Source organism: Promicromonospora kroppenstedtii (assembly GCF_044389675.1).
GTDB lineage: Bacteria > Actinomycetota > Actinomycetes > Actinomycetales > Cellulomonadaceae > Promicromonospora > Promicromonospora kroppenstedtii.
This window is the reverse complement of sequence record NZ_JBIRYI010000001.1, coordinates 1-24,479: the sequence shown is the minus strand read 5'-3', so window position 1 is coordinate 24,479 and position 24,479 is coordinate 1. Positions and strand designations below refer to the sequence as shown.

The 24,479-nt window shown below is 70.4% G+C and carries 19 protein-coding genes; 10 read left to right on the top strand and 9 right to left on the bottom strand.

The window, feature by feature from the left end; genetic code table 11:
* Positions 1–43 precede the first annotated feature (43 nt).
* Complete coding sequence (locus ACH47X_RS00095) at positions 44–1,114, bottom strand: LCP family protein (protein ID WP_397400258.1); 1,071 nt, start codon at positions 1,112–1,114, stop codon at positions 44–46.
* Positions 1,115–1,236: 122 nt separating this feature from the next.
* Here ACH47X_RS00095 and ACH47X_RS00090 point away from each other — a divergent pair, with 122 nt between their 5' ends.
* The 8 genes from ACH47X_RS00090 (at position 1,237) to ACH47X_RS00055 (ending at position 11,434) form a co-directional block, all read left to right on the top strand.
* Complete coding sequence (locus ACH47X_RS00090; protein WP_397400256.1) at positions 1,237–2,547, top strand: glycosyltransferase family 4 protein; 1,311 nt, start codon at positions 1,237–1,239, stop codon at positions 2,545–2,547.
* Positions 2,547–4,268 (top strand): glycosyltransferase, encoded by a 1,722-nt coding sequence (locus tag ACH47X_RS00085; RefSeq protein WP_397400254.1) that lies wholly within the window; start codon positions 2,547–2,549, stop codon positions 4,266–4,268. The genes ACH47X_RS00090 and ACH47X_RS00085 overlap by 1 nt, the downstream gene beginning before the upstream one ends.
* Positions 4,265–5,164 (top strand): ABC transporter permease, encoded by a 900-nt coding sequence (locus ACH47X_RS00080; RefSeq protein ID WP_397400252.1) that lies wholly within the window; start codon positions 4,265–4,267, stop codon positions 5,162–5,164. Before ACH47X_RS00085 ends, ACH47X_RS00080 begins: the two co-directional genes overlap by 4 nt.
* Positions 5,154–6,281, top strand: coding sequence for an ABC transporter ATP-binding protein (locus ACH47X_RS00075; protein ID WP_397400250.1), 1,128 nt, complete (start codon positions 5,154–5,156; stop codon positions 6,279–6,281). The genes ACH47X_RS00080 and ACH47X_RS00075 overlap by 11 nt, the downstream gene beginning before the upstream one ends.
* Before the next feature lie 17 nt (positions 6,282–6,298).
* Complete coding sequence (gene wecB / locus ACH47X_RS00070) at positions 6,299–7,474, top strand: non-hydrolyzing UDP-N-acetylglucosamine 2-epimerase (RefSeq protein WP_397401488.1); 1,176 nt, start codon at positions 6,299–6,301, stop codon at positions 7,472–7,474.
* A complete protein-coding gene (locus ACH47X_RS00065) occupies positions 7,471–8,856 on the top strand; it encodes a DUF6270 domain-containing protein (RefSeq protein ID WP_397400248.1) in 1,386 nt (461 codons plus the stop codon). Before wecB ends, ACH47X_RS00065 begins: the two co-directional genes overlap by 4 nt.
* A 2-nt stretch (positions 8,857–8,858) precedes the next feature.
* Entirely contained in the window at positions 8,859–10,178 is a 1,320-nt protein-coding gene (locus ACH47X_RS00060) for a glycosyltransferase (RefSeq protein WP_397400246.1), read from the top strand.
* Between the two features lie 80 nt (positions 10,179–10,258).
* Entirely contained in the window at positions 10,259–11,434 is a 1,176-nt protein-coding gene (locus tag ACH47X_RS00055) for a hypothetical protein (RefSeq protein WP_397400244.1), read from the top strand.
* 30 nt (positions 11,435–11,464) lie between these two features.
* Here ACH47X_RS00055 and ACH47X_RS00050 read toward each other — a convergent pair whose 3' ends face one another.
* From ACH47X_RS00050 to ACH47X_RS00030, 5 genes are all read right to left on the bottom strand, one after another.
* The gene (locus tag ACH47X_RS00050; protein ID WP_397400242.1) at positions 11,465–13,456 is read right to left on the bottom strand and encodes a glycosyltransferase; all 1,992 of its coding nucleotides are present in this window, start codon (positions 13,454–13,456) and stop codon (positions 11,465–11,467) included.
* Positions 13,457–13,462: 6 nt separating this feature from the next.
* The gene (locus ACH47X_RS00045) at positions 13,463–15,355 is read right to left on the bottom strand and encodes a CgeB family protein (protein WP_397400240.1); all 1,893 of its coding nucleotides are present in this window, start codon (positions 15,353–15,355) and stop codon (positions 13,463–13,465) included.
* Between the two features lie 386 nt (positions 15,356–15,741).
* On the bottom strand, positions 15,742–16,992 hold the full coding sequence (wecC, locus tag ACH47X_RS00040; RefSeq protein WP_397400238.1) for a UDP-N-acetyl-D-mannosamine dehydrogenase: 1,251 nt from the start codon (positions 16,990–16,992) through the stop codon (positions 15,742–15,744).
* Positions 16,993–17,012: 20 nt separating this feature from the next.
* The gene (locus ACH47X_RS00035) at positions 17,013–18,836 is read right to left on the bottom strand and encodes a glycosyltransferase family protein (protein WP_397401486.1); all 1,824 of its coding nucleotides are present in this window, start codon (positions 18,834–18,836) and stop codon (positions 17,013–17,015) included.
* Between the two features lie 325 nt (positions 18,837–19,161).
* Positions 19,162–20,235: an LCP family protein gene (locus ACH47X_RS00030; protein WP_397400236.1), complete on the bottom strand. Its 1,074-nt coding sequence runs from the start codon at positions 20,233–20,235 to the stop codon at positions 19,162–19,164.
* A 240-nt stretch (positions 20,236–20,475) separates the two neighbouring features.
* Between ACH47X_RS00030 and rfbA the strand changes: the two genes are divergently transcribed.
* Positions 20,476–21,342, top strand: coding sequence for a glucose-1-phosphate thymidylyltransferase RfbA (rfbA, locus tag ACH47X_RS00025; RefSeq protein WP_397400234.1), 867 nt, complete (start codon positions 20,476–20,478; stop codon positions 21,340–21,342).
* 25 nt (positions 21,343–21,367) lie between these two features.
* Here rfbA and rfbD read toward each other — a convergent pair whose 3' ends face one another.
* Positions 21,368–22,240 (bottom strand): dTDP-4-dehydrorhamnose reductase, encoded by an 873-nt coding sequence (gene rfbD / locus ACH47X_RS00020; RefSeq protein ID WP_397400232.1) that lies wholly within the window; start codon positions 22,238–22,240, stop codon positions 21,368–21,370.
* Positions 22,241–22,294: 54 nt separating this feature from the next.
* Between rfbD and ACH47X_RS00015 the strand changes: the two genes are divergently transcribed.
* Positions 22,295–22,930 (top strand): dTDP-4-dehydrorhamnose 3,5-epimerase family protein, encoded by a 636-nt coding sequence (locus tag ACH47X_RS00015; protein ID WP_397400230.1) that lies wholly within the window; start codon positions 22,295–22,297, stop codon positions 22,928–22,930.
* Positions 22,931–23,111: 181 nt separating this feature from the next.
* Here ACH47X_RS00015 and rfbB read toward each other — a convergent pair whose 3' ends face one another.
* Positions 23,112–24,107 carry a dTDP-glucose 4,6-dehydratase gene (rfbB, locus tag ACH47X_RS00010; RefSeq protein ID WP_397400228.1) on the bottom strand — a complete coding sequence of 332 codons (996 nt, stop codon included), beginning with the start codon at positions 24,105–24,107 and terminating at the stop codon, positions 23,112–23,114.
* A 3-nt stretch (positions 24,108–24,110) separates the two neighbouring features.
* Positions 24,111–24,479 (bottom strand): UDP binding domain-containing protein (locus ACH47X_RS00005; RefSeq protein ID WP_397400226.1); only part of this gene is annotated, 369 nt, incomplete at its 5' end.

The following is a 24,479-nucleotide window of genomic DNA, read 5'->3' as shown; positions in this document are numbered from 1 at the left end:
CCCCGAGGGGACGACGGCCCGTTCTGTCTCCGCACGACGGCGGCTACTGCACGACCGCGGGCAGCAGGTCCATGTTCTCCGGGGCCTCGGCCAGGAAGCCCGGCAGGTCGTCCTTCGCGACGGCCTCCATCAGCGGGTCGAACGTGGCGCGGTCCAGCACGACGATCGACTGCCCGTCGGCGCTGCGCCCGGTGCCCGTGTAGGGCGCCGTCATGAACGTGATGTCGTTCGTGGAGATGTCCCCCGCGCTCTGGAAGAGCTCCTGCATCCGGTCGAAGGTGAAGTCCTCGTCCACGGCCACGGAGCTGGTGACGGCCTGCAGGAAGCCCGCCATCTTCAGGGGGTCGCTGCGGTTGTTGTTGGCCTTGGCCACGATGGCGCGCATCCAGGCCTGCTGCCGCTGCACGCGGCCGAAGTCGCCGTTCGCGAGGGCGTGCCGCTCGCGGGCGAAGGCAAGCGCCTCCTCGCCGTTCATCGCCTGGCGCACCGAGCCGCCGGCGCCGTCGGGCACGGTGATCTCGACGCCGTCCAGGGAGTCGGTGAGGGTGGTGAACGACTGGAAGTCGGTCACGGCGAAGTGGTCGACGCGCACGCCGGTGAGCTGCTCGACCGTCTGGATCATCAGCGCGGGGCCGCCGTAGGAGAACGCGGCGTTGATCTTGGCCTCGCCGACGCCGGGGATGTCCACCCAGGAGTCACGCGGGATGGAGATGGCGGCGGCGGTCTGCCGGTCGGCCGACAGGTGCACGAGCATGATCGCGTCGGTGCGCTGGGCGCCGGCCTCCCAGGCGTTCGGGTCGCCGGCGGAGATCCGGCTGTCGGAGCCGAGCACCAGGATGTTCACGGGAGTGTCCGGGCCTTCGGCGGGCGCGGCGCTGGGGCGGGTCGACTCGTCGACGCCCTCGAAGGCGTCGATCCGCTCCAGGTTGTCGTCGAGCGAGGCCCGGTAGCCGAACCAGGCAGCGGTGGCCCCGCCGCCCACGAGCAGGAGGGCACCGACGACGATTCCGGCGACGAACCCCTTGCCCCGCCGGCCGCGACGCGCGTGACGCAGCCCCCCGTCAACGGGGTTGGGTGCGGAGAGATAGTCGTTCATTCGATCGGGTGCGGCCATGGCCGGTGATCTTAGTATCGATTCCGACTACTACCCTTAAGCCTGCACCGCAACCGGAGAATGCCCGTGCGGGTGAATTCCGATAAAGGTCGGCAGGGCGCCGAACAGAGAGGGGATCCAGCGTGGTCGCACGCGTCAGACGGCAGCAGAACCGCGCAGTTCTCCTCGTCACGCACCACTACGCGCCCGAGACCGGAGCACCGCAGAGGCGGTGGGGAGCCCTGTCCGGGCACCTTGTACCAGCGGGTTATCCGGTAACCGTACTGACCCCTCCGCCGCACTACCCCTCGGGAAAGATCACCCATTATTCACCCGATTTCTCACCCGGTGCGGTAACCACGGGAAACCATGGCGAGAAGATCATCCGGGTGAATTTTCGCGAGCATTCTCATGGGCTCGGATCGCGGGTCGCGGACCAGCTCGTCGCGGCCGTGAGCTCGGTGCTGCGCGGGGTGCGCCCCACGGCCGGCCGGCCCGCCGTGGTCATCGCCACGGTGCCCGGGATCCCCAGTGTCGTCGCGGGGTGGGCGCTCGCCCGCTGGCACCGTGCCCGGCTGATCGTCGAGATGCGCGACGCCTGGCCCGACCTCATCGAACCCAGCGGCATCCTGCTGCGCCGGGGTCGCCGCACCGACCTGCGCCGGCTGGTCCGCGACCTCGCCGCGCGCGTGGTGCACCGGACCGTGACCCGGTTGCAGGCCCGGGCCGACCTCGTGGTCACCACCACCGCGGCGTTCGCCGAGGTGCTGCGCTCGCGCGGCGTCCGGAATGTCGCGGTGGTACGTAACGGCACGGCGTTCGAGGCGGTCCGGGAGCACGCCCCCGTGCCCCTGACGGGCCGCCCGCTGCGCGCCGTGTACGCGGGCACCGTGGGCCGTTCGCAGGGTCTGGACGTCGTGGTCCGCGCGGCGGCCCTGGTCCAGGAGCGCGGGTACGCGCTCGACGTGCGGATCGTGGGCCACGGCAACGAGCTGGAGCCGCTGCGCCTGCTGGCGGAGGAGCTCGGCGCGCCCGTCCGGGTCGAGCCGTCCGTGCCGTCGACCCAGGTGCGCGACCTGTACGCGTGGGCCGACACGGCGATCGTCTCGCTGCGCGACTGGGCGCCGTTCGAGTGGACCGTCCCGTCCAAGCTGTACGAGGTCATGGCCTCGGGCGTGGTCGCCTCCGCATGTCTCGCCGGCGAGGCCGCGAGCCTGGTCTCGGCGAACGGTGCGGGCGCCGTGGTGCACCCCGGCGACGTCGAGGGCCTCGCCGATCTGTGGTGCGGCTGGCTGTCGGACGGCGTCGTGCCCGCCGCCTCCCCCGACGCCGCCACGTGGGTGGCCGAGCACGCGAGCGACGAGGTGCTGGGGCACCGGTACACCGAGCTGCTCGACGAGCTGCTCCCCCACCCGCTGCGGCCCGAGCCCGTCGAACGAGGGGCCCGATTCTGATGGCAGGACCGTTCCGGCGTGCGGGCGAGCTCGCGCGCAACCTGCGCTACACCACGTCCTTCGTGGCTCGCACCGTGGTCGAGGACCCCCTGTGGCTCGCCGTGCAGGCGGCGCGCCGGGCGCCCGAGCGGGTGCGCCGGCCGCTGGTGGGCGCCCTGAACCTGGCGCCGGCGCCGTCGGCGCGGCACGCGCTGGGCCGGATGCTCGCGGGCGACGTCACCGGCGCCGCCGGCGAGGCGGAGCGGCTGCTGGGCCGCCCCGGAACCCGGGGGCGGCGTATCGCGGCCGAGGTGGCCGTGGCGGTGGGCCGCCCCGAGCTGGTCGACGGCGTCGCCGGGGCGGGACCCGCGCGGTACCGCGCGGCCTGGCTGCTGGGCGACGTCGAGGCGATCGGGCCGGACGCGCCCGCCGGGCTGCGCGCCCAGGTCGCCGAGCTCCAGCCCGGGTCCCGGGACGAGACCGCCGGTTCCGGCCGCGCCGGTGACCCGCCGTCCGGCGCCGTCACCGTGCTGCACCACCTGACCAACTCCCTGCCGCACACGCAGAGCGGCTACACGCTGCGCTCGCACGCGATCCTGGTGGCGCAGCGCGCCCACGGGCTCGACGCGTCGGCGACGACGCGGCCCGGCTACCCCCTGACCATCGGGTCCCTCGGGGCCCGCGGGACCGACGTCGTGGACGGCGTCGCCTACCGCCGCCTGGTCCCCGCGCGGGCGACGTCCGACGCCGCGCGCCGGGCCGCCCAGGAGACGGACCTGCTGGTCGAGGCTGCCCGCGCTGCGGGCGCTCACGTGCTGCACACGACCACCCCGGCCGCCGTCGGGTCGCTGGCCCGCGCGGCCGCCCGCCGGCTCGGCATCCCGTGGGTGTACGAGGTGCGCGGCCTGCCGGAGGAGACCTGGGTGGCGGCGCAGGGCACGTCCGAGGCCCGGGCGTGCGCGGCGGCGTCGCGCCGTCGCGCACTGATGCAGGCCAAGGAGACCGAGCTGGCACTGGCCGCCGACGCGGTGGTGACGCTCAGCGGGACGATGCGCGACGCGCTGGTGGCACGGGGTGTGCCCGCCGGGCACATCACCGTGGTGCCGAACGCCGTGCCGGACGCCCTGCTCGCCGGGCACCACCCGACGCCGGAGGCGGCGCGGGCGGCCCTGGGCCTGCCCGCCGGTCCCGCGATCGGCACGGTGAGCAGCCTGGTCGACTACGAGGGTCTGGAGACCGTGGTCCGCACCGTGGCGACGCTCCGTGCGCGCGGCCAGGAGGTGACGGGCGTCCTGGTGGGCGACGGCGTCTCCCGGCCGGGGCTGGCGCGGCTCGCGCGCGAGCTCGGCGTGGCGGAGCACGTGGTGCTGCCCGGGCGCGTACCGCCCGACGTGGCGCTGACCTGGCTGGCCGCGCTCGACGTGGTGCTGGTGCCGCGGCGCGACCACGAGGTGACGCGCCTGGTGACGCCGCTCAAGCCGGTCGAGGCGATGGCGGTGGGGCGGCCGGTGGTGGCGAGCGCGCTGCCCGCGCTCGCCGAGGCGGTGGGCGGTGCGGGACTGCACGTCGACGCGGACGACCTGGCGGGCTGGGCGGACGCCGTCGGCGGCCTGCTGGCCGACGCGGGACGACGGGCCGAGCTGGTGGAGCTGGGCCACGGGGTGGCTACCGAGAGGACATGGGTGCGTAACGCGGAGACCTACCTGGGCATCTACCGGAAGTGCCTGGGGGTGAGGGTGTGAGCGCGGGACCCGAGACCGGTTCGTACGCGGCGCTGTTCGACGCCTCGCCGACGACGACGAAGCTGGTGACGCTCGGCAACCTGTCGCGCGTGGGAGCGCGACCGCCGCTGGGGCAGTACGTGCGGCTGCTGTGGGCGCGCCGGCACTTCCTGTGGGCCGACGCCCGCGCGAAGGTGGCCAGCGGCACCCGGCAGAGCCTGCTGGGCAAGGCGTGGCTGGTGCTGAACCCGCTGATCGACGGAACGGTCTACTACCTGGTGTTCGGGCTGCTCATGAAGAGCTCGCACGGCATCGACAACTTCATCGGGTACCTGCTGATCGGCGTGTTCCTCTTCCAGTTCACGACGCAGTCGATCAACGGCGGCGCGCGGTCGGTGCAGTCCGGCAAGAACCTGATCCGGGCGTTCACGTTCCCGCGCGCGGCACTGCCGATCTCCGTGGTGCTGCGCAACCTGCTCAATCTGGGGCCCACGCTGGTCACCCTCGCCGCGCTGATCTACTTCACTGCGCCGGCCGAGGAGTACACCTGGCGCATTGCCCTGGTCCCTGCCGCCCTGGCGCTCCAGGTCATGTTCACCACGGGGCTGGCGCTACTGGTGGGTAGATGGGCGGCCGCGCTGCCCGACATCACCAACCTCATCGGCATGGCGATGCGGGTCTGGCTGTATGCCTCAGCGGTGTTCTTCTCGTTCGACAACCTCATCGACGACCCGGTCCAGCGAATGTGGCTGGAGGCGAACCCGATGTTCATCGTGCTGGACATCGTGCGCGACTGCGTGCTGTACGCCACGACGCCCGACCCGATGCGCTGGGTATGGCTCGGCGGCTGGAGCGTAGGGCTGCTCGTGGTCGGGTTCGTCGTCTTCTGGCGGGCGGAGGAGAGCTATGGCCGCTGATCTCGACTACCCGATGCCCCCGCCGCTCGGCCAGAACGGCCCCGCGTCGATGCCGCTGCCGGCCCAGGCGGCCCAGCGGCCGGCCACCGGTGCGATCCCGATGTCGGTGCAGGCCCCGCCGAACACCGGCCAGCTCGCCGCCGTCCGGCCGAAGTCAGGAAGCACCCCGGTGCTGTGGCCCACGGTGGCCGTGCAGGGGCTGCGGATGTTCTACCGGACACCGTCCACGGACACGAGCCACGGCCGCCGGGCCAAGGTGAAGCGGGCCGTGCTGAACGTCATGGGCCAGGAGCCCAAGGTGACCGTGCGCGCCCTGACGGACATCTCGTTCGTCGCCAACTCCGGCGAGCAGATCGGCCTCGTAGGGCAGAACGGCTCGGGCAAGAGCACGCTGCTGCGCATCATCGCCGGTCTGGAGAAGCCCACGAAAGGCCAGGTGCTGGCGGAGAGCACGCCCGTGCTCATCGGCGTGAACGCCGCCCTGGTCCCGGACCTGCCGGGCGAGGAGAACGTGCGCCTGGGCTGTCTGGCGATGGGCCTCTCCCCCGCCGAGGCGCAGGCCGCGATCCCCGACGTGATCGAGCTGGCCGGTCTGGGCAAGTCCATCTACCTGCCCATGCGCACCTACTCGTCGGGCATGGCGGCGCGCCTGCGCTTCGCCATCGCGACGGCGGCCCGCCCGCACATCCTGCTCATCGACGAGGCCCTGGCCACGGGCGACGCGGCGTTCAAGGAGCGCAGCGAGGCCCGGATGACGAAGCTCCGCGAGCAGGCGGGCACGGTGTTCCTCGTGAGCCACGCGGCGCAGACCATCGAGGAGTCCTGCACCCGCGCCATCTGGCTGCACCACGGCCGGCTGGTGCTCGACGGCGAGGCGCAGGACGTCGCCGTCCGCTACCGCAAGTGGGCGTGGGCCTTCGCGAAGGACAAGCCCGAGGAGGCCAGGCGGATCCTCGAGGAGGCGTTCGCCGAACGCCGCGAGACGCAGGTCCGGATCGACGCGCCGGAACCGCCCAAGGGGCGGGTGCGGGAACGGCACGCGCGGCCGACCGGCAAGGAACTGAAGGCTCTGGAACGAGCCGCACGCACGAGAAGCACAGCCCAGGAGGACATGTGACCACCCGCCCGCTCATCATGACGGTCTACGGCACGCGGCCGGAGGCGATCAAGGTCGCCCCTGTGATCAAGGCGCTCGAGACCAGCGAGGAGTTCAAGTCGGTCACGGTCGTGACCGGGCAGCACCGCGAGATGCTGGACCAGGTGAACGAGATCTTCGGCATCGTGCCGGACTACGACCTCGACATCATGAGCCACGGCCAGACGCTCGCCCAGATCTTCGCGCGCGTCATGGAGCAGCTCGACCCGATCCTCGCGGACCTGAAGCCGGACGCCGTGGTCGTGCAGGGCGACACGTCGACGTCGACGGCCGCGGCACTCGCGGCGTTCTACCGGCAGATTCCCGTGGTGCACCTGGAGGCGGGCCTGCGCAGCGGCGACATCATGTCGCCGTTCCCGGAGGAGGCGAACCGCAAGATCACGTCGCAGATCGCCTCGCTGCACCTCGCCCCGACCCTGCGCAGCCTGGCCAACCTGGTGGCGGGGGGCGTCCAGCTCGAGGACATCGCCGTGACCGGTAACACCGTCATCGACGCGCTGTACATGGCAGTCGAGCGCCGCACGGCCTTCACGGACCAGGCGGTCGAGCGCGTGGCGGCGTCAGGCCGCCGGATCGTCCTCGTGACCACCCACCGGCGGGAGAACTGGGGCGACGCGATGGAGGGTGTAGGCCGCGCCCTGGCGCGCGTCGCCCGCCGCTTCCCCGACACGGAGATCGTGCTGCCGGTGCACCGCAACCCGGTGGTGCGCGAGGCGGTGCTGCCGCACCTCGACGGGCTCGCGAACGTCACGGTGACCGAACCGCTCGCATACGGCGAGTTCACCCACCTGCTGTCACTGTCCACCCTGGTGCTCACCGACTCGGGCGGGCTCCAGGAGGAGGCGCCCAGTCTCGGCAAGCCGGTGCTCGTCATGCGCGACAACACGGAGCGACCGGAGGCGGTCGAGGCCGGCACCGCCCGGCTCATCGGCACCGACGAGGACCGTATCGTGGCCGAGGTAGCCCGGCTCCTGACCAGCGAGATCGCCTACGCCGCAATGGCCCAGTCGGTGAACCCGTACGGCGACGGCCAGAGCGCCGCCCGCACCATCGAGGCGACGGCGCGGATGCTCACGCCCGTGCTGCCCGACCTGCTGCCCGACTTCGACCTGGGCGGGGAGCTGACCGCAGCGAGCGCGAAGGGCGGGGCATGAGCGCCACCAGGGTCTTCGTCTACGGTTCGTGCGTGTCGCGGGACACGTTCAACGCCCTCCCGCAGGACGGGTACGAGCTGGTCGACTACGTCGCTCGCCAGTCGATGATCTCGGCTGCCCGGCCCCCGCTCGCCTACCCGCTGGACCTGTCCGTCATCTCCTCGCGGTTCCAGCAGCGCATGGTGCAGGGTGCCCTGAGCGGCAGCCTCTACGGAACTCTCGACCGCCATGCCACGGACACGGACCTGGTTCTCGTCGACCTGACGGACGAGCGTGCAGGCGTCTTCGAGATGCCGGACGGCTCGTACGTCACGCGATCGATCGAGCTGGACGGCGCCGGCCTCACGCAGCAGATCTCCGACGCGTCGACCCGCTACCTGCGGTTCGGTACGGACGAGCACTTCGAGGTGTTCGGCTGGGCCGCCCAGACCTTGCGCGCGGAGCTCGACCGCCTGCAGCTGACCGAGCGAACGCTCGTCCTGGCGCCGAACTGGGCCGAGCACTCCGTCGACGGTCAGTACAGTGGTGACAGCTACGGTTACGCCCCGGCCGATGCCAACTACTTTCAACAGCGCTACGTCGACCTGCTCGAGAACTATCTCGGCCTGCGGACTGTGCGACTGGCAGACACCAGGTCGGACACCGGCCATCAGTGGGGGCTCGCGCCCTTCCACTTCGCGGGGCCGGTCTACACGTACTTCGCTCAGGCGATCGCCCAGGTCGTTCCACCGCATGCGGGCCCGGCCTCCATCGGAGCACCACAGCAGGCCACGGCGTACCAGGGGCCTTCCAGCGCTGCCGCGCTCACGGCATCTCCAACCGTCGAGCTGGTCCGGAGTGCCTCTGCCGAAGCTCCGACGGTGGTGCTCGTGAAGACGACGAGCCAGCACGCCAGCCTCGCCGCCCTCCTCGACGACATGGTCGCCAATGTCGGTGGCGGGAACCTGAACATCGTCACCGTGACGGTTCAAGGACCCGCGCTCGATGTGGCCGGGGCGGAGTCGACCGCGGCACAGCTCGCGCAGATCACGGCGAGGACCGGGAAGGACCGCACCTACCTGACGGCCGGCGACGGCCTCGTCTGCGCGCTGCTCGTGGCGGCGGCCGACAAGGCTTCCGAGCTGGTCGTGGTCTACCCGGAGTTCCCCGAGTCGGTGACTGTGCCGGGCCTCAAGAAGGTCGACGTGCATGCTTTCGCCGAAGCGGAACATCTCATGGCCCGGCATACCGCGGGGCAGGTGGACCTGACCCTCAAGCTGCTCGGCACGGTCACCCGGACCGGCAGCTTCCTGCTGATGCACGACGGTGACGCGGTGCTCCGCCGAGCCATGGAGCGGATGCACACGACCCTGACCGACGCCCGACGGCACGCAAGGATCTGATGATGCGCATTCTGATGCCGGTGAGCTTGAACGGCGCCCACGGGGACATCCACGATCACTGCGAGGAGATCGCCGTCTCAGGCAGGAAACGCGATGCCGAGGTGGTCGTCGCCACCTCGTCGCGGCCATACCTGGAACGCCTCGCCGCGCGCGGGGTGGACGGGTTCCTCGTCGACTTCGCCGACCTCGAGGCCGCGAGCGAGGCCGCGGCACGGCGTGGCCCCTGGGACCTGGTGCACACCCATCCCTTTGCCGCGCGCAAGTTCGCCACCCGGTTCGCCGCCCAGAACGAGCTCCCCCTCGTCGCGACGTTCCACGGCCCCTACCTGGACGACATCGACACCTGGCAGAACCAGGCCAACGCTCTCGTCGCGGTCACCGGTTCGGTCGCCGACCGTCTGCGGGGTGTGAGCGGTCTCCCGGCCGACCGGGTGCACGTGGTCGAGAACCGACTGCGCGCGGACGCGATGCCGCAGCAGCAGGCGAAGCACGATCCTCGGGCGCTGGTCCTGGCCGTGCACGCGAACCTGACCAAGGACTTCGACCCCGCCCTCGAGCTCCTCAGCGAGTTCATCGAGCGCGCATCCGGTGAGCAGCGGTTTGGGTGGCGCATCGAGCTGGCTGGTTCGGGTGCCAACCGCCCCGACATCACGGCGCAGCTCGCCAAGGCCTGCCTGGCGCCAGGCGCCCCGGACGTCGTCGTCCACGGGCATCTGGACGCCGCCGCCACTCGTGAGCTCTACGGCCGGGCGTATGCAGTGGTCGCTGCGGGTCGCGACGCGATCGACGCCATAGCCGTCGGCCTGCCCGCCGTCGTGGCACAGGGCACAGGCACCTACGCGCTGTCTCCCACGGGCGACACATCAACCCTGCTCTACGGCACGGACGGCGCACGTGTCTCCGGGGCGGCCTTCCACGATCACTGCGTCGAGATCGCCGCCGACGCCGAGGCACGCCAACGGCACGCCGTGAGCGGGATGCGGCTGACCCGGTCACGTTTCAACCCTCAGGCACTGGACCTCGCGCTCGCCGCGATCCACGAGCTGGCGGTCGCGGAGGGCAGCCGGAGCACGCCGCAGTTCCGGGTCGAACGGGCCCAGAGCGCTGTCCGTGTGATCTTCGCCGGAGACCCTCGAGGGAGCGAGTTCGCCTTCTACGTGATGCAGGGCTCCGAGCGGCTGCGTGCCGACTGGTACGGGGCCAACTACTGGCTCGACCTGCGCCAGGAGGAAGCGGCCGCCGCCACGGGGGTGCGCTGTTTCGTCAAGGACAGCCACGGGTCGATCCAGCAGGTCATGGTCGACCTCACCCTCGGCTCGTGACCCGGCCTCGACCCACCACACCGTCCGGAGGCCTCGTGCACGCCCATTCCCCCGTCGATCTCGCCCAGTGGAAGCAGCCGGTGCGCCGCTGGGAGAGCCTGAGTGCGTTCCTGGCCACGCCGGGCCATGACACCGGGCTGCACTCCATCGCGTTCCCGGACGGGACGTTGGATGTCTCGTTCTACGGACGACCGCTGGGCGAGGACGGCCCGGCCACGGTGCCGGTGATCTTTTCCGGCGCGACGAAGGAGCGCAACGGCACACTCGGTCCATACTTCTCGGGCCAGGGCATCAGCACCGAGCTCGGCACCGCTTCCATCAGCGTCGCCGACCCGACCATCAGCGACCACGGTGACCTCAAGCTCGCGTGGTACGCGGGCTGTTCGAGGTTTCATGCCGAGCGTGCCCTCCATGCCCTGCTCGCCGGCATCGTCGAACGTTACGACGTCGACCTGCTGCTCATTGGCGGCAGCGGCGGCGGCTTCGCCGCGCTCAGCGCCGCCCGCGCGGTCGGTGAACGCGCGCGGGTACTCGCCTGGAACCCGCAGACCGACCTGTTGGCCTACGAGGTCACGGCGGTGGCCGACTACGTCCGTAGCGCCTTTCCGGAGGCACTGACGAGCCGGCTCGATCCGGGCGACCTCCAGGAGCGAGAGACGCTCCGCGCGTACTTCGAGGGGCGGGGCATCAGGACGCAGCTCGGAGGTGTGGGCGATCGATCGGCCACCCTGGTGCTGCAGAACACGGGCGACTGGCACCTGGAACAGCATGCGAAGCCGTACGCCACCCGGCGGGAGATGACGGTCCAACAGGGCGTCCTGACTGACGGGGCCGGCGTCGTGGCCATCGGTGACTGGGGCGGCGGGCACTCCGCGCCGCCACGCGAGGTGACGCTGCTCGCCACCCGGGCGCTGCTCGCGGGTGCGACGCCGCAGGCCGCCTACGAGTCGGTGTCCGACGCCTTTCCGCAGTTCTTCGGTGCAAGCATCGCGTCGTTGAGAAACATCACCGCCGAGAATTTTGCACTCTCGTCGACCCCCGACGGATACCGCATCGACTTCGTCCCGCCCGCGGCCGGCCTGACCTTCGCGTTCTACGTCAACAGCCCGGAGGGGGTGCTCGAGAAGATCTGGTATACGCCGGAACCCGGCATCGAGCTCACCGGGACGACGGCACAGCGAGCCACTTCGATCTCCTGCTTCGTGCGGAACGTGATCGTCGAGCAGGAGCGCTTCGAGGTGCCCGTGAACCGGTGACCTGCCGTCATCAGGTCACCGGGCCGGGCGTCACCGCGTGCTGCGCCGTGTCAGCAGGGCGTTGAGGTCGACAGTCAGCCGCTCGGCGAAGCGTTCGAGGTCGTAGTTCTCCACCACGAACTCTCGCCCCTCCGCCGCGCCCTCCGCGTAGGTATCCGCGTTGAGGTTCTTCTCGACGTACGACACCATCTCGTCGACCGAGGGAAAGACGAACCGGGGCGGATACACGTACTCCGCGCCCGGCCAGTCCAGGACGAGGCCCTGTCCACCCGCTGCGAAGCCCTCGGCCGGCGCGAGGTGGAAGCTCTCGTCCTCGCTGGTCGACAGGACCCAGCCCATTGTGGCGAGCTCGGAACGCATGTCCGCCCAACCGTGATAGGTGATGGCCGCGGTGAGTTCGTGCTGCTCGACGAAGCGATCACACCGCTCGAAGTACTCCCGCTCGGAGTCGTCCTTCCAGATCCAGTCGACCTCGTGCGCGGCCTTGCCGTACACGTGCAGGTGGAAACGCTCGTCCGATGTCCGGAGGTCAGCAAGAACCTGAAGCGCGCGAAGCATTCCCTTGCGCTCCGGAACCGCACCCACGATAGCCAGCCGGTAGACCCGTTCCGGGTCGTCAGCCACGGCGTAAGAGTCCACGTCGACCCAGTTGGGCAGCAGCCGAGCCCTGGACCGGGGGATAGGAAAGACCTGCAGGAAGTCCTCCAGCGTCTTCACGGACACCGAGTAGAACCGGTCCACCCGGTCAAGCACCGGATCGAAGCCGAAGTTCCGCTCGAGCTCGAACCGGTGGCCACGAACCACGAGCACCTGTTCGGGGCGCACCTGCCGCGCGTACCAGGTGGCGTTCCCGAGCAGCCAGTCGCAGAACACGATGTCCGCCCAGGCCAGCAGGCGCTCCGACCGCTTGGCGTCGTGCCGGTCGTGGCCCTCCCACTCGTCCACCATGGTGACGAAGTCGTCCCCGAGGCGGGGCAACGCTCCCATGATGAACTTCAGGTCGTAGCCGGCGACAAGCAGTCTCGGCGTGATCACGTCGCAGAACGCCTCGTAGGCACCGTCCCTCGCCGTCCGGTAGATCTCCTGGATGCGGGGCTTGAACGTGTCGGCGCCGAGCACCCCGTCGTACCTTCGCAGGAAGTCCTTCAGCCGCACGAACGTATCTCGCGCGATGCTCCCCGACCGCCGCGTGTAGAGCGCGACGAGTGCCTCGCGGACCCCGATCCGCCCACGCCCCGCCAAGTAGTCGATCCCGCGCTCGGCGAGCAGGCCCTGCACCGACGTCCAGACGTGCAGGTGGTTACGGAGGGCGGCGTCGTCATAGGCCTGCGTCGAGGAGCGTGCGTCCCGTAGCCGGCGGTCGTACACATAGAGCGGCGCGTCGGAGTAGTGGATCGAATCCGCCCGCAGCGCAACCTCGGCGAGAAAGAGCGTGTCCTCGCCCATACGGACGTCTGGGTCCCACCGAATCTGGTGGTTCACCAGAAGCTGGCGACGGATGATGGCCGGAGGCGTGGTGCTCTGCTCGGCGAAGATGCGCTCGATCAGCCGCTCCCGGTCGCCGTCCTCGACGGCGTCCGCAAGTCTGTTGCCGACGTAGGTCTCGCCCATGTCGTCACGCACCAGCAAGGGGCCTCTCACGAGATCTGACCCCTTCCGGACGGCGACGTCGAGCGCTGCGGCGACACCGGCTGCCAGCAGTTCGTCGTCCGCGTCGTGGAAGTAGACGAACTCCCCACGCGCTGCGTCGACTCCCCCATTGCGTGGCCCTGACGGCGAGCCTGTGTTCTTGGGAAGCCGCACCACCCGCCAGCTCGGACGTCCTGAGCTGAGGTGTTCGGCGACCTCCACCGTCGAGTCCGTCGAGCGGTCGTCGACCACGACGACCTCGTAGTCCACGCCATGCTCGTCCAGCTTCGACACAGATGACAGAGCGGACCGGAGTGTCGCCTCCGCGTTGTACGCCGGAATGATGATCGAGAGCCGGACGTCGCTCAGCCCTGCGGCAGTTCTTGCTTCCATGTCTCCTCAGATGCGGTAGAGCCGCTCGCGGACCGTGCCGTCAAGCACCGGTCGCACGGCAGCGCCCTGCGGCAGCAGCACCGAGACCTCGTCGCCGACACCGCCATAGTCGTAGTCACGTGTGCCGGCCAGCGCCACTCCGCCGTCGGCATACGTCAGGTGCAGCAGGGCGCGGTCCAGGTCGAGCAGAGACACCGGCCGGCTGCCAAGCACGAGCGCGTGCCGGCTCGCACCTCGCGCGAGCGCCGACTCGACGAACGGCTCAGCGACCACGTGGACGTTGTCTCCCGCGTAGGCGTAGAGCCCCTGGACCGTCGACGGGTCGACGGTGCGCGGCACGACAACCACCGTGCGAGCGACGTGATCGCCGAAGGTCCTACGGGTGTCGAGGATGCTCTCGACGGTCTTACGGTCGCTTGCTGTGGCGAGTAGGTCGACCGAACCGTCGTCAGGCTCGTACGAGATCCCCACCAGGTCAAGAACCTGTCGGAAGCGCCGGGCGTAGGTGTGGTCCTTGAGGACCAGGTCGAGGTTCGTCTCCCGCAGGCGGAGGCGGTCGGCAGCGTCCATGTCGCGAATCCGATCCGGCTCTCTGTCCGCGAAGATCGCGCCCTCGCCGAAGTACCGCTCCACGCCCGCGGAGTAGTTGGAGACGACCAGCGTTCCGGACATGGCGAGCTCGAACACCCGACGCGCGAACATGGTCCGCGAGCGAGTCTCGGTGTTGAAGTTCAGGCCGAACTCGTACTTCTTGTACACCCGCGCGAGGTCACTGTGTGGGACGGCCGCACGGGTCAGACCCTGGTAGCGCTCGGGGTAGAAGTGGTGCGGGTCGTCGCCCCCGTGGTACCGGTCGTAGATGTCGAGCCGGAGCCCCTGTTCGAGGATCTGGTCGAAGACCGACGCCATCGCTGCGCTCCGCGCGACGTGGTATGTGTACCAGCTGCCCGCGAAGACGATGCTGCCCGGCTCGCGCTCGGCCGCATCCGATGGGTTGTAGAGCCGCGGCTGGGCGGCGAAGGGAAGGCAACCGACGCTGCGAGCGCCCCACTCGACCCGGTAACGGTCCACGCACGCCTCGTCGGTCGTCAGTACGTGGTCGAACTGCGTCGCCGTCCGGACGAAGTCGTGCCTGCGGTCGTAGTAGTGGCTCGGGTCCTCCTTGTTCCAGAAGACCGTCGGAATCCCGTTCGCGCGACAGTACGCGACGATCTCGAGCAGCGTCGTGCGGTTCTCGTGCGCCCACGCGTTGGTCGCGTAGACCTTGCCGCGCCACTCGCGCTCCGGCGTCACGCCTGCCCAGGCAGACTCACAGAACAACAGCTCAGGAGTGTGCTCCTCGAACTGTTCCCGCCATCGGGCAGGGTCGAGGGCCACCGCGTCGCACTCCTCGCGGAAGGAGTTGAAGGTGAAGGTGTCGGCGATGAAAGCCACCCGGACGTCCCGGGCCCCGCGGCCGGCGGCTGCCAGCGACTCCTGGCGCACCTCGACACTGTTGACGAGCCGATACGGGATGTTCCCGCCCGCCTTGCGCACCGTGAACTGCACCGCCGCGGCCGAGTCGGGCACCACGAGGCTCGTCCTCCGCCGGAGTGCACCCGGTACGTAGGGCAGGGTGGTCCCGGACACCGGGTGGCCGACCGGCTCGCCGTCGGCGCTGATGTACTGCGTGTCCACCTGCAATGCGCGAGGGTTGGGGGCCGCCGACGGCGAGCGCAGGGCGAACTCCACCTCGAGACGTCCGCCACCCCGCACAGGGACGGTGAACTTCGTCGGTTCGTCCGGAGAGATGGTCACCAGGGCGGTGGTCGCCGCGTCGTCGTCCACCCGCACGTTCCAGCTCTCGACGGCCAGCGGAGAACCGCCTCGGCCCTTGCGGACCTGCCGGGTCGGGGCCACGAGTCCGGCGGGCGCGGCCGGATGCTTGGGCGGGACGGGAGTGACCGTACCCGCGGCTCGTGGCGTCGATGAGGCCGACTGCCGGGCGGTGACGCCGCGTCCACCGCTCTGACCGGGATGGCCGGCCTTCCGGCTCAGTGCACGGGTGGAGGCGTGGACGGCGGCCAGGTGCACGCGGACACTGCGATGCTGCACGTGGACCGCGGCTGCGAGCGCGAGCGAGACGACAGCTACGAGGGCTGTCAGTACCCAGGACCGCGTCAACGTCCCCACAACTGCGGTGGCCGCTGCCCCACAGAGCGCGGCGGCGACTGCGACCGGCTGGATCCTCGCCACCAAGGCGCGCCGGGCCCTGCCCAGGACACGCCTGATCCGTGATCGCACGGTCACCCCCACACGCCGCGCGTGTCGACCAGAGGCGTCGTGCCCAGCCCAAGGGCCTCCGTGTCCGCGTGCTTGAACGCCGAGTGGTCCACGAGCAGCACCACGACATCGGCCTTCGGCACCGCGTCCTCCAGCGTCGTCAGCATGACGTTCCGCCGGTTCGCGAGCTCCTTGGGCAGCTCCTCGACGTGCGGCTCGACGACGAGCACGTCCGACCCGGCGAACTCGTCGGCCAGCCGCCCGGCGATCCGACGGGCAGGCGACTCCCGCAGGTCGTCGATGTCAGGCTTGAACGCCAGCCCCAGCACCGCGATGGTCGGCTCAGCGACGCCCTGCGCGGCGGCCCGCACCTTGTCGAGCACCCACTCCGGCTTGGCGTCGTTGACCTCGCGCGCCGCCCGGATCAGGCGCGCCTCCTCCGGCGCCGCGTCGACGATGAACCACGGGTCGACGGCGATGCAGTGGCCACCCACGCCCGGCCCGGGCTGCAGGATGTTGACCCGCGGGTGGTGGTTGGCGAGCCGGATGAGCTCCCAGACGTCGATGTCGAGCCGGTCGGCGATCACCGAGAGCTCGTTGGCGAAGGCGATGTTCACGTCGCGGAACGAGTTCTCCACGAGCTTCGCGAGCTCCGCGGTCACCGCGTCCGTGAGCAGGATCTCGCCCTGGCAGAAGACCCGGTACAGGTCGCGGGCTCGCTGCGCGGCCTCGGTCGTCAGCCCTCCGACGATGCGGTCGTTGGTGACGAGCTCGACCATGACGCGACCGGGCAGCACGCGCTCCGGGCAGTGCGCCACGTGAATCATCGGCCGGTCGCCGGAACCGTCGAGGCTGAGGTCGGGGCGCACGTCCAGGATCCACTGCGCCATCTGCGCGGTGGCTCCGGGGGGCGAGGTCGACTCCAGGACCACGAGCTCACCGCCGCGCAGCCGCGGCGCGAGCGCCTCTGCCGCTGCCTTGATGTAGCTCAGGTCCGGCTCGTGGTCGCCCGTGAACGGCGTGGGCACCGCCACGACGAACGCGTCGGCCTCCTCGGGAGCGGTCACCGCCCGGAACCGTTCGGCGGTAACCGCCGCCGATACGTATCCGGCCAGGTCAGGCTCAACGAACGGCACCTGGCCCCGGTTGACGGCGTCGACCGTTGCCTGATTGACGTCCACACCGATGACGTCGACGCCGTTGGCGGCCAGGATCGCGGCCGTAGGCAGGCCGATGTACCCGAGGCCGACCACCGCGACGGTGCTGATACCCATGAACTCCCTCTTTCGTACGCTCAGAACATGACGTGCGTCGCCGCACGCCCGAAGTGCTGGACCTGGCCGCTCGCGAGCAGCTCGGCCTCGGTGACCGTCCAGGAGTGCCCACCCGGGGCCGATCGCACCTGGACGAAGTTGAACCGGTCCGCGGAGTAGACGATCCCGCCCGCCTCCACGACATCCGCGAGGAACGCGGTGTCCTCGCCGCGCTCCAGCGAGCGGAACCGGATCTTGGAAGCGATCTCACGCCCAGCGACGATCGTCGGCCCCATCACGCGGTCCGTGTACCGGTGCTCCCGGTCCGCGAACCGCAGGATCGTGGCGTCCGCGCCCTCCAGGTACATGTAGTGCGCCTGCTTGCCCACCACGTCCGCGCCGGAGTACGCCAGGGCGTAGAGCTGATCGGAGAGGTACTGCGGGCCGTACAGGTCGTCGTCGTCGATCTTGGCCACGACGTCGCCGTCGGCGGCCTCCAGCAGCAGGTTCAGGCAGGAACCGAGCGGCAGGTCTGCCGGAGCCGTCAGCAGCTCCAGCGAGCCGACGCCGGCCTCCTTCGCGCGGGCGCGCAGGTCGGCGTCGTCCGCGTCGAAGCCGTGGCTCAGGAGCGCGACCTGCAGGTCCACACTCTCCTGGGCACCCAGCACGGACAGCACGTGGTCGAGCTGGTGCGGGCGGTTCGTGGAGACCAGGGCGGTCACGCTCGGCCGCGGAGCGACGGGAGAGGCGACCAGCCTGGCGTCGTGCAGCACCCGCCGCGACCGCGCCGCGTAGGTGTGCTCGCGCCAGATACGGCGCTGGCCCTTGTGGACCGCGCGGTCGCGCAGCTCCGGCGAGCGGACGAGTGCCCGGATCGCGTGCGCGCCGGCCTCGCGGTTCTCGGCCACGAAGACCTCGTCCGGCGGGAAGAACTCTCCCACGGCCGCGCTCGGCGTGGACACGACCGGCGTGCCGCTGGCGGTGATCTCGAAGATTCGCCGCGCGCACATGGACGGCGAGCCGACCACCGAGTTCACGTTCAGGAAGACCTTGTACTCCCGGTATGCCGTGAGCATGCGGTCGTAGTCGAGCGAGCCGACGACGCGGCCGTCCAGCGGCGCCGGGAACTGGTACTTCTCGTCCTTGCCGCGGAACCGGCTGAAGATCTCGAGCCCGTGCTCCATCATCGGCGACACGTCGAGGGCGGCGCCGAGCAGCAGGTCCATCTGCTCACGCCGCTCCGGGTACTTGTGCGCGAAGTACATCCCGGCGAACGCGACGTCCCGCTCCGGGCCCCGGCCGTGCAGGCGCACGGGATTGTGGACCGAGGGCTGCGCGGCGAACTCCAGCACGCCCACCCGGTCGTGGCCGAGCGCCTCGGTGTAGGCGGGCAGCCGGTCGACGTCGGTGGTGTAGACCTGGTCGAACAGCCGGGCCGCGTCGAGGAAGTCCTCGAAGTGGACCGGGTCCTCCTTGTTCCAGAACACCGTGGGTACGCCCGCCGCACGGCAGGCCGCCACGAGCTCGACGAACGCGGGCCGCGGGGCCGACGTCCCCGTGAGGTGGTACTGCCACGCACCGCCGTTACCGTTCCAGGCGGACTCCACGAACAGGAGGTCCAGGCCGGCGGACAGCTCGTCCCGCCAGGTCGCGGGGGTGACGGCGACCTGGTCCCACTCGGGCGCGAACGCGAGCCGCGAGAAGTCGTCCAGGATCACGCCGACGCGCAGGTCACGCGGTCCGCCGACGACGGTGGGCCCAGCCGTGCCGCTGTCCGCCGCCAGACCGGACACCGGACGCGCGGGCCACGGGTCGAACGTCAGGCCGTTCCTGGTCTGCCGTGCCCCACCCACCTGCGCGGCCATCGGTACGCGCTGCCTGACCAGGTGCGTGCGCAGCTGCTCGACGCCGCCGTGCCGGAGGTGCCACAGCGCGCGGCGGAGCCTACGCACCCCGCCCGACGCGCGATCCTTCACGGCAAGAATGTCCTTGTCTGCCCGAGAGCAATGAGTGAGATGGGCACCCACCAGGCGCGAAAAGGAAGGTGCCGGAGTTCAGGATGCGCCATTGGTGACCTGATGCTACAAGCGGCCCATACCCACCCATTGCTGATAGTGGGTGAAAGGCATCGATGTTCACCCGGGCGATATTTCCGCACCGGAAGCCGGTGCAGAACGGCAACCAGCAGGCCTACTCCACGACGTCCGGGAGCATGTCGATCCCGCCCGGCGAACCGGCCAGGTAGTCGGGCAGGTCGTCCTTCGCGACGGCCTGCATGAGCGGGTCGAGCGCCTCCCGGTCGAGCAGCACGATCGACTGCCCGTCGGCGCTCCGGCCGGTGCCCGCGTAGGGCGCGGTCATGAAGGTGATGTCACCGGTGGAGAGGTCCTTGGCGCTGACTGCCAGCTCCAGCATCCGGTCGATCGTCAGGTCCTCGTCGACGGCGACCGCCCGGACGGCGGCCTCCAGGAACCGGGACATCTTGAGCAGGTCGCTCTTGTCCTGGGTGGCCTTGGTCGCGATCGCCCGCATCCAGGCCTGCTGCCGCTGCACGCGCCCGAAGTCGCCGTTCGCCAGCGCGTACCGCTCGCGCGTGAACTCCAGCGCCTCCTTGCCCGTCATCTCCTGCTCGACCGACCCGCCGGCGCCGTCGGGCACCTTGATCTCGACGCCACCGAGGGTGTCGGTGAGCGTCGTGAACGACTCGAAGTCGCTCACCGCGAAGTGGTCGATCCGCACGCCGGTGAGCTGCTCGACCGTCTGGATCATCAGTGCCGGGCCGCCGTAGGAGAACGCGGCGTTGATCTTGCCCTCGCCGACGCCGGGGATGTCCACCCAGGAGTCACGCGGGATCGAGATCGCGGCGGCCGACTTCCGGTCGGCGGACAGGTGGAGCAGCAGGATCGCGTCCGTGCGCTGGGCTCCTACCTTCCAGTCGGACGGGTTGCCCGCCGAGATCCGGCTGTCGGAGCCGAGCGCCAGGATGTTCACGGGCGCCGTGGTGCCCTCCAGGGGCGCCGGCTCGGGCCGGGAAGCGTCGTCGAGGTCGGCAAACGGGTCGTCGATGCGCTCGATCTTCTCGTCGAGCGCGATCCGGTAGCCGTAGTACGCCATGGCCCCGCTCCCGCCGACCAGCACCAGGGCGCCGATGACGATCGCCGCCACGAAGCCCTTGCTCCGGCGACGACGGCCGGTGGACTGCGATTCGGGTTCGGCGGGGTTCGGCGCGGTGAGCAGGTCACCGAGTCCTTCAGGTCCGTGCATAAGCAACTGACTACCGCCCTGGGTGTATCCGACGCATCACCCTCGGAAAGAGATCACCCGTGCTTCACCCCGCCCTGATCTGCGCAAGCGCCGCTCCTCCGGCAGTCGGATTTCATCCGGGTGAATCCTCGCGGGAGATTTCCCGATGAGAGATGCTCACGGGTGGAAGTCCGGAAGAACTCTCTCGTCGGGAGCGTCTTCGACGGCTCCGGCCACCCGAGGCGTGGGAGGATCCGCCTCATGCGCGGAATCATTCTCGCCGGCGGTTCGGGCACTCGCCTGCACCCGATCACCCAGGGCATCAGCAAGCAGCTCGTCCCGGTCTACGACAAGCCGATGATCTACTACCCGCTCTCCACGCTGATCCTGGCCGGGATCAACGACATCCTGGTCATCACGACCCCGCACGACGCCGAGCAGTTCCGGCGCCTCCTCGGCGACGGCTCCCAGTTCGGCATCTCGATCACCTATACGGCGCAGCCGTCGCCCGACGGGCTCGCCCAGGCCTTCGTGCTCGGCGAGGAGTTTCTCGGCAGCGAGTCCGCGGCGCTCGTGCTGGGCGACAACATCTTCTACGGCCCCGGCCTGGGCCATCAGCTCATGCGCTTCGCCGACCTCGACGGCGGCGCCGTCTTCGCCTACCGTGTCGCCGACCCCACCGCCTACGGCGTGGTCGAGTTCGACAACGACGGCAAGGCACTCTCGCTGGAGGAGAAGCCCGCTCGGCCGAGGTCCAGCTACGCGGTGCCCGGCCTGTACTTCTACGACAACGACGTCGTCGAGATCGCGAAGGGTCTCAAGCCCTCGGCGCGAGGCGAGTACGAGATCACCGACGTCAACGCCGAGTACCTGCGCCAGGGCCGGCTCCAGGTCGAGGTGCTCCCCCGCGGCACGGCCTGGCTCGACACCGGCACCTTCGACTCGCTGCTGGAGGCCTCCGACTACGTGCGCACCATCGAGCGACGCCAGGGCCTGAAGATCGGCGCCCCCGAGGAGGTCGCCTGGCGGCGCGGCTTCCTGTCGGACGACGACCTGCGCACCCGGGCGGAGAAGCTCACCAAGTCGGGCTACGGCACCTACCTCCTGGGCCTGCTGGAGCAGCAGTGACCGCAGGGCGCCTGGCGCGACGGGTTCAGTGCCCGCCCAGCACCGCCCCCGCCGCCGCCTTCCAGCGGTCGGCCCAGTCGCCGATCGGCTCCACGCCCGCCGCCCGGAGCCGGTCGTGCCCCAGCACCGAGTACGCCGGCCGGGGCGCCGGCGCCTGGTAGGCGTCGCTCGTCACCGGGTCCACCGGCGTCGTCAGACCGGCGGCCGCGACCACCTCGCGGGCGAACCCGTGCCACGTCACCTGGCCCGACGACGTGCCGTGGTACAGCCCGCCGGGCGCGCCGGCGGCGAGGAGCCGCACGACGAGGTCGGCCAGGTCTGCGGTCCAGGTGGGCTGCCCGGTCTGGTCGTCCACGACGGTGAGCCGGTCCCGCTCCCCCGCGACGCGCGCGATGGTCTTCGGGAAGCACTTGCCGCCCGCACCGTAGAGCCACGCGGTGCGCACCACCAGGGCGTCCGGCGCGAGGGCACGCACCGCCCACTCGCCCGCGGCCTTGGTGCGCCCGTACGCCGAGCGCGGGTCCACCGGCGCGTCCTCGGCGTACGGCTCCGTCGCGACGCCGTCGAACACGTAGTCCGTGGACACGTGGACCAGACGCGCCCCGGACGCCGCGGCCGCGCGCGCGAGGTGCGCGGGACCCGTCGCGTTCGCGGCGAAGGCCTCGGGCTCATGCGTCTCGGCGTCGTCGACGGCGGTCCAGCCCGCGCAGTTGACGACGACGTCGTGGCCGGCCACGGCGTCGAGCACCGCCGAGGCGGAGGTGATGTCGACGTCGGACCGGCGCAGCGCGGTCACGCGGTGTCCCGCGGCCTCCGCCGCGGCCACCATGTCCTGGCCGAGCATGCCCGCCGCGCCGAAGACCACCCAGCTCTGCTTCGTGCTCTGTCCGCTGGTCACCCTAGGATCCTAACCAGGGTCGCAGCGCCACCGACGAACCGATCGAGGAGCCTCATGGAGTACCGCGAGCTGGCAGTGCCCGGCGCGTTCGAGATCACGCCGAAGCAGCACGGGGACCCCCGCGGGCTCTTCCTCGAAGCCTTCAAGGCGGGCCCGTTCGCCGACGCCGTCGGGCACTCCTTCGACCTCCAGCAGGCCAACTGCTCGGTCTCCGCCGCCGGGGTGCTCCGCGGTATCCACTTCGCCGACGTGCCGCCCAGCCAGGCCAAGTACGTCATGTGCGTCAGCGGTGCGGTGCTCGACGTCGTCGTGGACATCCGCGTGGGCTCGCCCACCTTCGGCACCTGGGACGCCGTCCTCCTGGACGACGTCGACCGCCGCGCGATCTACCTGTCCGAGGGCCTGGGCCACGCGTTCATGTCCCTGGAGGACAGCTCGACGGTCCTGTACCTCTGCTCCGCGGGCTACGCCCCGGGCCGAGAGCACGGCATCCACCCCCTCGACAAGGACCTCGCCATCGCCTGGCCCACCACCGCGAGAGACGGCACCCCGATCACCCCCCTCCTCTCGGACAAGGACGAGGCAGCCCCCACCCTCAAGGAGGCCCAGACCCAGGGCCTCCTCCCGACCATGGAAGCGGTCAGCACCTACGTCTCCGGTCTTCGAGCCACCCCAGCCACCAGGCCCTGACGGAGGCCAGGTACGCGGCTTCGGGGCAGCCAACCGAAGGCGACCCGACGGCAGAGGTCCGGGCGAACGTGAGGGGTGCGCCGCCGTAAAACCGTAGCGGAGGGCCCCTGGGGCCCGTGAGCGAGGCGGCGCACCCCTCACGTTCGCCCGGACCGGACCCAGCCAGGAAGACCAGAAAAACCTACTGCCCCGAAGCCGCGTACCTGGCCTCCGTCAGCGCCTTCGCACCCCTCCACCAGGCCTCATGCCCCCGGTACCACTCCACGGTCGCCGCCAGCCCCGCCCGGAAGTCCGTGTACCGCGGCGCCCATCCCAGCTCCGTGCGCAGCCGGCTCGCGTCGATCGCGTACCGCAGGTCGTGCCCCGGCCGGTCGGTCACGTGGTCGTAGTCGTCGGCGTCGCGCCCGAAGATCTCCAGCAGGGTGCGCACCACGTCGAGGTTGCTGGTCTCGCCGTCGGCCCCGATCAGGTACGTCTCGCCGATGACGCCCTTCTCGATGATGGCCCATACCGCGCTGTTGTGGTCCTCGACATGGATCCAGTCGCGCACGTTCAGGCCGGCGCCGTACAGGCGAGGGCGGACGCCGTCGATCAGGTTGGTGACCTGCCGCGGGATGAACTTCTCGATGTGCTGGTACGGGCCGTAGTTGTTGGAGCAGTTCGAGATGGTCGCCCGGACGCCGAACGACCGCACCCAGGCCCGGACCAGCAGGTCCGAGCCCGCCTTGGTCGAGGAGTACGGCGACGACGGGTTGTACGGGGTGTCCGGTGTGAACCGCTCCGGGGTGTCGAGCGGCAGGTCGCCGTAGACCTCGTCGGTCGAGATGTGGTGGAACCGCACCCCGTGCCTGCGCACCGCCTCCAGCAGCGTGAACGTGCCCACCAGGTTGGTCTGCACGAACGGCGAGGGGTCGTTCAGCGAGTTGTCGTTGTGCGACTCGGCGGCGAAGTGGACCACCAGGTCCGACTCCCCCACGAGGCGGTCGACGAGCGGCGCGTCGGTGATCGAGCCCTCGACCAGCTCGACCTGGTCCGCGACCGGGTCCAACGAGGTGCGGTCGCCCGCGTAGGTCAGGGCGTCGAGCACGGTGACCCGCGCGCCGGGGCGCTCGCGCACCGTCTGGTGCACGAAGTTGGCGCCGATGAAGCCGGCGCCGCCGGTGACCAGCACGCGCATCGCTCAGTCCCGTCCGTAGATGTCGCGGGTGTAGACCTTGTCGGCGACGTCGTCGAGGGCCTCGGTACGGCGGTTGGCGATGATGACGTCCGCACGGGCCTTGAAGTGGTCGAGGTCGCGGACGACCTCGGAACTGTAGAACTCGTCGTCCTCCAGGCTGGGCTCGTACACGATGACCTCGACGCCCTTGGCCTTGATGCGCTTCATGATGCCCTGGATCGAGGAGGCCCGGAAGTTGTCCGACCCGGACTTCATGACCAGGCGGTAGACGCCCACGGTCTTCGGCTCGCGGCGCAGGATGTCCGCGGCGACGAAGTCCTTGCGGGTGGTGTTGGCGTCCACGACCGCGTTGATCAGGTTCTGCGGCACGTC

What these genes read in the sequence shown, in the direction of transcription:
- ACH47X_RS00095 (WP_397400258.1), bottom strand. Translation starts at nt 1,114, where the DNA reads ATGGCCGCACCCGATCGAATGAACGACTATCTCTCCGCACCCAACCCC.
- ACH47X_RS00085 (WP_397400254.1), top strand. Translation starts at nt 2,547, where the DNA reads ATGGCAGGACCGTTCCGGCGTGCGGGCGAGCTCGCGCGCAACCTGCGC.
- ACH47X_RS00075 (WP_397400250.1), top strand. Translation starts at nt 5,154, where the DNA reads ATGGCCGCTGATCTCGACTACCCGATGCCCCCGCCGCTCGGCCAGAAC.
- wecB (WP_397401488.1), top strand. Translation starts at nt 6,299, where the DNA reads ATGACGGTCTACGGCACGCGGCCGGAGGCGATCAAGGTCGCCCCTGTG.
- ACH47X_RS00065 (WP_397400248.1), top strand. Translation starts at nt 7,471, where the DNA reads ATGAGCGCCACCAGGGTCTTCGTCTACGGTTCGTGCGTGTCGCGGGAC.
- ACH47X_RS00060 (WP_397400246.1), top strand. Translation starts at nt 8,859, where the DNA reads ATGCGCATTCTGATGCCGGTGAGCTTGAACGGCGCCCACGGGGACATC.
- ACH47X_RS00050 (WP_397400242.1), bottom strand. Translation starts at nt 13,456, where the DNA reads ATGGAAGCAAGAACTGCCGCAGGGCTGAGCGACGTCCGGCTCTCGATC.
- wecC (WP_397400238.1), bottom strand. Translation starts at nt 16,992, where the DNA reads ATGGGTATCAGCACCGTCGCGGTGGTCGGCCTCGGGTACATCGGCCTG.
- ACH47X_RS00035 (WP_397401486.1), bottom strand. Translation starts at nt 18,836, where the DNA reads ATGGCCGCGCAGGTGGGTGGGGCACGGCAGACCAGGAACGGCCTGACG.
- ACH47X_RS00030 (WP_397400236.1), bottom strand. Translation starts at nt 20,235, where the DNA reads ATGCACGGACCTGAAGGACTCGGTGACCTGCTCACCGCGCCGAACCCC.
- rfbA (WP_397400234.1), top strand. Translation starts at nt 20,476, where the DNA reads ATGCGCGGAATCATTCTCGCCGGCGGTTCGGGCACTCGCCTGCACCCG.
- ACH47X_RS00015 (WP_397400230.1), top strand. Translation starts at nt 22,295, where the DNA reads ATGGAGTACCGCGAGCTGGCAGTGCCCGGCGCGTTCGAGATCACGCCG.
- rfbB (WP_397400228.1), bottom strand. Translation starts at nt 24,107, where the DNA reads ATGCGCGTGCTGGTCACCGGCGGCGCCGGCTTCATCGGCGCCAACTTC.